Genomic DNA, 9,000 nt, shown 5'->3' on the forward strand with positions numbered 1-9,000 from the left:
TAGCACTTTGGGTAACAAAATTTTATAGGCTAACTTTTAAAGCTAATCAGATGGCATCCCAAGTGTTTAAAATTTAAGAAAAAAAACTATTTTTGCCTGGGGTGTGTTGAATAAGCCTCTAAGAAGAGGTCTAATAGGTTATTGCAAAATGTTGTTACCGTGGGATGACCTCTTCCATATAGACGGTAGGAGAGTTCTAAAGCTTTACTCATATGCTTAAATGCCTTATTAAAATTGCCTTGTTGTTGGTAGATCCTTCCTAGATTATTATAAAAAATTGCTATGTTTGGATGATTTTCCCCCAAAAGCTTAAGATTAATGGCAAGCGCTTTAGTGCTATACTCTGCCGCCTTATCTAAATTAAGTTGGGCTTGGTAAATTACTCCTAGGTTGCTGTAGTCAATTGCTACCAAGGGATGATTTTCACCAAAAAGCTTAAGGTCTATGTCAAGCGCTTTATTGCTACACTCTTCCGCTTTATCTAAGCTGCCTTGGTCGTGGTAGATTGCTCCTAGGTTGCTGTAATCAGTTGCTACTTTAGGATAATTTTCACCAAAAAGCTTAAGGTCTATGTCGAGCGCTTTGTTAATAAACTCAAACGCTTTGTTTAAATTACCTTGAGCTTGGTAGATTGCTCCTAGGTTGCTGTAATCAGTTGCTACTTTAGGATAATTTTCACCAAAAAGTCTAAGGTTAATAGTAAGCGCTTTAATGCTGTATTCTAACGCCTTGTCAAGTTTGCCTTGTTCTTGATAAATTGCTGCTAGGTTGGTGTAACAATTTGCCACTTTGGAATGATTCTCTCCATAAAACCCAAGATTAATAGCAAGCGCTTTAGTGCTGTATTCTAATGCCTTGTCTAATTTGCCTTGCGCTTGGTAAATTGCTGCTAGGTTATTGTGGCGGCTTGCCACCGTGGGATGATCCTCTCCATAAAGACTAAGGTTAATAATAAGCGCTCTAGTGATATATTCTAACGCCTTGTCTAATTTACCTTGCGCTTGGTAGATTGCTCCTAGGTTATTGTAGTCGAGTGCCACCGTAGGATGAGTTTCTCCAAAAAGCTTGAGGTCGATGGTAAGTGCTTTATTGCTATACTCAAACGCCTTGTCTAAATTGCCTTGAGCTTGATAAATTTGCCCTAGGTTGATGTAACAACTTGCCACTTGGGGATGATTTTCTCCTAAAAGTTTGAGGTCAATCGCAAGCGCTTTGCTGCTATACTCTGCTGCCTTCTCTAAATTACCCTGAGCTTGGTAGATTTGCCCTAGGTTACTGTAGCAACTTGCCACCTTGGGATGATTATCTCCGTACAGCTTAAAGTCAATGACGAGCGCTTTAATGGTATACTCTGCCGCCTTCTCTAAATTGTCTTGCTCTTGATAAAATTGGCCTAAATTGTTGTAATCGTTTGCTATTGTAGAATGATTTTCACCAAAAAACTTAAGATTAATAGCACGCGCTCTACGGCTACATTCTGCCGCTTTGTCTAAATAACCTTGGCTGTGGTAGATTGTTGCCAGGTTGCTGTAGCGAATTGCCACATTGTGATGTTTTTCACCAAAAAGTTTAAGATCGATGGTAAGCGCCTTGTTGCTATACTCTAATGCCTTGTTTAAATTACCCCGGCCGTTGTGCATTTTTCCTAGGTTGCTATAACATGTTGCTACGATGGGATGATTTTCACCAAACAGATTAAGGTTAATACCAAGCGCTTTGTTGCTATACTCAAATGCTTTGTCTAAATTACCTTGGGCGTTGTAGATTGCTCCTAGATTACTGTAGTCGATTGCCACGAGGGGATGATTTTCACCAAAAAGTTTAAGATCGATAACAAGCGCTTTTCGGCTATACTTTACTGCCTTGCCTAAATTGCTTTGCTCTTGGTTAATGAGTCCTAGGCTGCTATAATCTCTCGCCACCTGAGGATAATTTTTACCATAAAGCTTAAGGTCAATGGTAAGCGCTTTGTTGCTATGCTTAGCGGCTTGTACTAAATTGCCTTGCTTATGGTAAATGATTCCTAGAGCATTTAACACCTCCGAATTTTGTGGATTTGCTACTTTTGCTCTAAGATACCATTTTTCTGCTCTCTTATGTTGAAAAAGCCTTCGAAGTATATCGCCTTGCGTTTGCGGCGAGTTATCCTCCAAATCGGAAGATTTAAGTTTAGCTTCATTGCCTACTAAAAATTCTTTGACAGCTTGATAGAAAGGAATAAAGACCTGATAAATTTTTTTAATTTTTTTTAAAGCTTTATGATCTAAGGCAAACTGCTTTTTAGTAAGCTCATGATCATCAAATCCAAAGGGTTTAAGAAGAGGATTCATCATTTCTTGTTGCGCTTGATAATGAGAATAGGTTTTAAGACGCATGAATAATGCTAGGCTCATCCAATCTTTTAACTTTTCAGCGGCCTCTTTCTTTAGGATGTTTAATTCCCTTAGCTTATCAATTCTAGTAAAAGTATTAGAAGCTACTATTTTTTTAAGAAGAGCTAGCCTGCCCAACGCCAAATGAGGAAAGCGATAAAAATCATTTTTTGCTTGAAAAAGCATGCCATTCCTGCCTAAATCACCCATTCCTGGGCTAAAAGCTATCATATCAGCTAACACAAGGTGCTGCTTAGCTAAATACTGGCGCAGATCAAGGTTTTCTTGATAATACGTATTCGTATTAAGGATTTCTTGAATTTTTTCATCATAAGCTTTAGTTAATTGAAGATTGCCTAGCAAATGAGTAAAGTTTAGTAACTCCATAGGAAGATGAGGCTCTTTTTCATGCCACCATTTACCATTTTCATCTTTACCGACGTATTGAGCCATCTTTTCAGGAGTTTGGATAAGCTCAAACGTCTTACCATTTCCTAAAGGGGTTTTACAGCCTTTCCCTTCTACTCCTGCCCCATCAAAGGCAAAGCCCCGAGGTGTTAAACCATCAAAAAAATTGATGGCTTTTAAGCAAGGAATATTTAAAGCAGGAAGAATGGTTTCTCCTAAGTTGATAACATGCAAGTGAAGGAGAATTGTAAAACACTTGAAATATTCTCTATTTACTGAAGTATCTTCTTCTATAAGAATACCAAATTCCAGATCAGAATAAGGAGTCATCTCTTCTCTAGCTAACGAACCAAAGCCTATCATGGCGTATTCACATGGAGCAGGCCCTAAATTGTCAAAAGCTTGTATTGCAAGCTGCCCAAAGAAAATTTTTATCTGGCGAGCTATCTCAGCATAAAGATCTCTCACCTCTTGGGAAGAAGGAGTTTCGGGTAGCTTTTGAATTTTCTCCCCTATTTCTTCTCTGAATTTTTTCAATACCTTACGATTGTTTTCAAATTGTTTTTCTACTACTACCGGATCAAAAGGTCTGCCTTTACATTGTTTAACAAGAAAATTTTGAACTTGGGAAAGTCTATCTTTAATAACTTTTTGCCACTCTTGAGGAGCTAGGCGTAAGGCATAATTGTAAAGACCCGCCGCTTGCAGAAGCGTCTCTGTCGTTTCTTTTCTTAAATAAATATCGCCTAATTTTTCTATGCAAAAGCTTTCTTGAATAGGGTCTTTCTTTTCAACAGTGCTCTTTAAGGCTTGCGTATAGGCTTTTTCACTTAAAAAACTACCCTCAACTAGCTGCTTCCACTCCTTACAGACTAGTTTGGCTTGACATAGATCTTGTAATCCTAATTCTTTGAATATCTTTAAGCTAATCTCTCTATAGGCAGTAGTATCTCTTGCAGAATAGCTACCAGGTGCTTCTTCATGCTTAAAGACAGGAAATATTAATGAGTGAATACGGAGATGCTCTGATGAAAGCTGATTCATAAACTTATCCATTTTTTAGCTAGCTTTAGCTTTTTTACTCAATGCTCTTTATTCATAAAATGAAGCTTCAATTTCAAGCGCTTTCTTAGCATAATTAGCTACCAATTCCAATCTTTTCTGGCATTCTATAAAGTTTCCTTAGGGCGCTAAACATCATTACAATAGAAAAATGCTTTTCCTTAAACAATAGTGCTGTCTTAATGTTAATCGCTTTCTCGGCATATTGGGTTGCCAATTCTAATTTTTCCTGTGCTAAATAAATCACTCCCAAATTATTGTAAAGGATGGCTACTTTATAATGGTTTTCACCAGAATGCATAATCTTAATTTCAAGAGCTTTCTTCATATGTTCAGCTGCTTGATCAAGATTTCCTTGCTTTATATAAATTTGCCCCAGCTGATAATGAAGGACTGATAGTTTATGATAATTTTCTTCAAAAAGCAGGGTATTAATTTTAATCTCTTTCTTAAAGCATTTAGCTGCCAATTCTAAATTTCCATGCTTAAGATAAAGCATTCCTAATTTATCATAATCTTTTGCAACTTCTAAATTATTTTCACCAGAATGCATAATCTTAATTTCAAGCGCTTTCTTAGCATGCTCAGCTGCCCGACCAAGTTTTCCTTGTTTTCCATAGACTTGCACCAGTAGGTGGTAAAAATTTGCCAGCCTATAATCATTTTTATCTAAAAGTGGAATCTCAATTTTAAGTGCTTTTTTAATGCATTTACCCGCCAATCTTAATTCATTTTGAGATATATAGATTTCCGCCAAACTATAATAAATTTTTATCCCATTAGGATGCTTTCTACCAAACAGGCCGTGAATGATAAAAAGCGCTTTCTTAGTCCGTTCTACTGCCTGTTTTGACTTTCCTTGTTCTTTATAAATCGCCCCTAAGTTGGTGTAAATGATTGCTACATTTAAATTTTTTTCACCAGATAACCTAAGTTGCATTTCTAAAGCTTTCTCGCAATATTCAGCTGCCTGACTCATATTCCTTTGGTTCTTATAAATTACACCTTGCGTATGATAATAAGCTGCTCCGGTAGGATGATTGCCACCAAACAACTTGAGATTAATGTTGAGGGCTCTCTTGCTAGACTCATCTGCCTTTTCTAGCTTTTTTAAGCCAAGGTAGACCCAAGCTAGATTGTTATAATCTCTTGCCACGGCAGGATGATTTTCGCCATAATGCTTAATGTCAATATTGAGCGCTTTCATGGTATAAATTTCTGCGAGCGCAAAATTTTTTTGTTCTGTGTAGAATACCCCCAAATTGTTATATTCCACTGCTACAGCAGGATGATCTCTACCAAGAAAATTCAAGTGTATAACGAGTGCTGTGTTAGTATATTCTATCGCCAGCTCTAAATTTCTTCGAGCAAGATTAATTTGGCTTAGTTTGTTACACGACATCGCTACAATACCAAGATTTCCCTTCTTAGGCTTAAGTCCAATGGCAAGCGCTTTCTTTACAAACTCCTCTGCCTGCTCTAACTTCCCCTGTTGAGTATAGATTTGCGCCAGATTGTTATAAAACTTTGCCATCTTAAAGTAATCTTTTTTCGCATGTTCACACTCCGTAGCAATTGCTTGATTGATACAATCAGCTGCAGCCTTTAAGTCACCTTGCTCTTCGTAGATAAGCCCTAAAATATTTATAATGTCAGGATTTTGTGGGGTAGACTGTCTTGCTAAGATATACCACTTTTTTGCTTCTTCTTGTTGAAATAATCTTAAAGCTATGTCCCCTTGGATTTGAGGCAAATCACCATTTAAAGTGGAAGACTTAAGAGCCTCCTCATCGCCAGATAGAAACTTTTGAACAGTTTGATAGAAAGGAATAAAAATACCAGGGAAATTGCATGAAGATTTAAGTTGACAAAGCAAGGGGTATAATTATCATTCTTTTCCTTAAAAAGGAGGAATGAATGGATACGCATAAGCCCAATAGTATTTTTGCTGTATTTAAGGACCTGGAAGATCCAAGGAAGCAAAGAAACCAAATCTATAGTTTGTTTGATATTGTTACGATTAGCATTTTGGCGGTTTTATGCGGTGCAGATGATTGGGCAACCATCCATTTATGGGCATCTTGCAATTTACCTTGGCTGCAAGAGCATGGAATTTGCTTAGCAGGCGTGCCATCGCATGATACTTTAGGAAGATTTTTCCGCTATGTATCTGCCTCGAATTTTGAAAGATGTTTTGTACAATGGACCCAAAACATTGCTGGAGCCATTAAAGGAGTGATTGCTATAGATGGCAAAACATTAAGAGGCTCGTATGATGCAGCTCGTGAAGGAAAAGCAATTCACATGGTTAGTGCCTTTGCAGCAGAGAATAAGCTAATACTTGGTCAGCTTGCTACGGACACAAAATCAAAAGAAATAACTGCCATTCCCTTGTTATTGGATATGCTTGATATCAAAGGAGCTACAGTTACCATAGATGCAGCTGGATGTCAGAAAGAGATAGCTAAACAGATTCGCCATCAAGGAGGTCATTACTTACTCGCACTGAAAGGTAATCAAGGGAATCTACATGCAGAAACCAAAAACTTTTTTGATCAAGCTATACAGGTAACACCTAAAGAAGCGAGTTGCGATTATTACTCGATTGAAGAAAAGAGCAGAGATCGTTTTGAGAAGCGAGAAGTTTGGTGTACGCATGAATTAGATTGGCTGCCCCAGAAAGAAGAATGGGTAGATCTGAATGCGCTAGTCTGCATGAGAAGCACTAGGCGCATTAAAGATAAGACATCTATAGAGGCTAGATACTATATTGCTAGTGAAAAAGCTAGCGCTGAAAAGCATGGACTAGGCATACGCTTGCATTGGGGTATCGAAAACAAAGTTCATTGGCAATTAGATGTTTCTTATGGGGAAGATAAGAGCAAAGTCCGTAAAGACCACGGTCCCGAAAATCTATCTGTTTTGAAAAGATGTACAATGAATTTATTAAAAGCTGATACAAAAACAAAAGCAGGAATCAAGGGCAAGAGAGCAAAAGCCGGGTGGAATCGAGACTACATGATGGAAATACTAAATGGTAAATAAAATCTTCATGCAATTTCCCTGATAAAAATACTATAAATTCTTTCTACTTTTTTTAATAATTTCGGATTTAAAGCAAACTGTTTTCTAATAAGAGCTGGATCCTCAAATCCGAAGAGTTTAATTAAAGGGTTCATCATCTCTTTCTGGGATTGATAGTAGGAATAGGTTCTAAGGCGCATAAGCAATGCTATGCTCATCCACTCCTCTAGCTTTTCAGCAGCCTCATCCGTTAAAATCCCTTGCTCATTTAACTGAGCAAGCCTGGAAAAGGTATTTGAAGCAGTCACTTTTATAAACAGAGCCAAGCGATCTAAAGCTAGATGAGGAAAACGGTAGAAGTCCTCTTTAGCTCTAAAAAGCATACCTTGTCTTCTTAGATCATTTAGGTTTGGATTAAAAGATATCATATCTGCCTGGATCAAATGCTTTTTAGCTAAGTATTGACGAAGATCAAAATCTTGTTGATAAGGAGTAGCGAGTTTGTGTTGAACACTTTGTCTATATTGCTCGGTTAGCTCCTCGTTGCCTAACAAGTGAGTGAAGGTTAATAGCTCCATAGGAAGATGAGGCTCTTTTTCATGCCACCACTCTCCATTTTCATCTTGAGCAATATATTGGGCCATCTTTTCAGGGGTTTGGATAAGCTCAAATGTTTTACCATTGCCTAAAGGAGTTTTACACCCTTTTCCTTCTACCCCTGCACCATCAAAAGCAAAGCCGCGTGGCGTAATACCATCAAAAAAATGGATGGCTTTTAAGCAAGGAATGTTCAATGCAGGAAGAATCGTTTCGCCTAAGTTGATAACCTGCAAGTGAAGTAGATTTGTAAAATCCCTAAAATACTTTTTATTTATAAGAGTATCTTCTTGTATAAGAACCCCAAATTCTAGATCAGAATAAGGAGTCATCTCTTCTCTAGCTAACGAGCCAAAGCCTATCATGGCATACTCACAAGGTGCATCGCCTAAGACATCAATGGCTTGGTTAGCTAGAATGCTAAAAAAGCTTTTTACACCCTTTGCAATATCTCTATAAAGCTTTCTTACTTCTTGAGGGGAGGGATTTTCGGACAGTACTTGAATCTCCTTCTCTATTTCTTCTCTAAAATTTTTTAATACTTCGCGATTACCTTCAAATTGTTTTTCTATTAATTCATTGCTTAAAGATTTTCCTCCACAAATTCTAGTAAGTAGGCGCTGCGCATTAAAAAGTTTTTCTTTGATAATCTTTTGTTGACCTTCCGAAGAAATACGTAAGGAGTAATTGTATAGCCCTACGGCTTGAAGCAATGCTTTAGTACTATCTTTGCCTAAATAAATATCGCCTAGTTTTTCTATGCAAAAAGCTTGCTTAATAGGGTTACCTTTTTGAATAAAAAGTTTTAAAGCTAGAGTATAAGCTTTTATGGCTAAAGAGCCACCTTCAATTAAATGTTTCCATTCCTTACAGACTAATTTAGCTTGGCATAGATCTTGTAACCCCAGTTCTTTGAATATCTTAAAACTAATATCTCTATAGGCTGTGGTATCTCTTGTTGAGTAACTAGAATATTTTTCATTATTTTCAAAAGCTGGAAAAATTAAGGGATGAATACGGAAAGGATCTGATGAGAACTGATTCATAAGCTTATCCTATTTTGGCTCTTCGAAGACTTGCCTAGTAAAATGTTTATTTAAGGTTGAAATTAGTTAAATAAAATAAAATCTACCCCTTATTAATCTTTTAAAAAAAGCAGGAGAGTGAATAAATAATAAATATCAATTATTTAACAAATCTTATTAATTTGGAAGAAATAAAATTTAAGAAAATTTACATTTAAGATGGCACGGCTAGAGTTTTAATTACTCGTTTAAATAATGTGCTGCTATATTGGCGTTGTTGCGTAAATGCTAAGAAGTGTATGCGATAAGATTGCCCTTTAACACATAAGAGCTATAAAATTAGTTTGCAACAACAAAAATATAGGCAGGCTATGGAAAAAAAAGTCACTTACCGCATACGTAATTGGTCCGAGTATAACAAAGCTTTAGAACAAAGAGGAAGCATAACTTTATGGTTTTCGGATGAAACCATTAAAGGATGGAGGGAAAATAAAAGCACGGGGAAGAAGGGC

General features: G+C 37.0%; 4 protein-coding genes. 1 reads left to right on the top strand and 3 read right to left on the bottom strand.

Annotated elements, in window-relative coordinates; genetic code table 11:
- Positions 1 to 86: 86 nt before the first annotated feature.
- Positions 87 to 3,824 (bottom strand): tetratricopeptide repeat protein, encoded by a 3,738-nt coding sequence (locus NEOC84_RS05540; RefSeq protein WP_166156377.1) that lies wholly within the window; start codon positions 3,822 to 3,824, stop codon positions 87 to 89.
- 94 nt (positions 3,825 to 3,918) lie between these two features.
- Entirely contained in the window at positions 3,919 to 5,718 is a 1,800-nt protein-coding gene (locus NEOC84_RS05545) for a tetratricopeptide repeat protein (protein WP_166156380.1), read from the bottom strand.
- A 41-nt stretch (positions 5,719 to 5,759) separates the two neighbouring features.
- On the opposite strand from NEOC84_RS05545, the gene NEOC84_RS05550 reads away from it, so the two are divergent.
- Entirely contained in the window at positions 5,760 to 6,887 is a 1,128-nt protein-coding gene (locus NEOC84_RS05550; RefSeq protein WP_166156383.1) for an ISAs1 family transposase, read from the top strand.
- A gap of 5 nt (positions 6,888 to 6,892) precedes the next feature.
- On the opposite strand, the gene NEOC84_RS05555 is transcribed toward NEOC84_RS05550, so the two are convergent.
- On the bottom strand, positions 6,893 to 8,509 hold the full coding sequence (locus tag NEOC84_RS05555) for a DUF294 nucleotidyltransferase-like domain-containing protein (RefSeq protein WP_166156386.1): 1,617 nt from the start codon (positions 8,507 to 8,509) through the stop codon (positions 6,893 to 6,895).
- Between the last annotated feature and the right edge of the window lie 491 nt (positions 8,510 to 9,000).

Origin of the sequence: Neochlamydia sp. AcF84, from assembly GCF_011087585.1 — a bacterium.
In the GTDB taxonomy this organism is placed as follows: Bacteria; Chlamydiota; Chlamydiia; order Chlamydiales; family Parachlamydiaceae; genus Neochlamydia.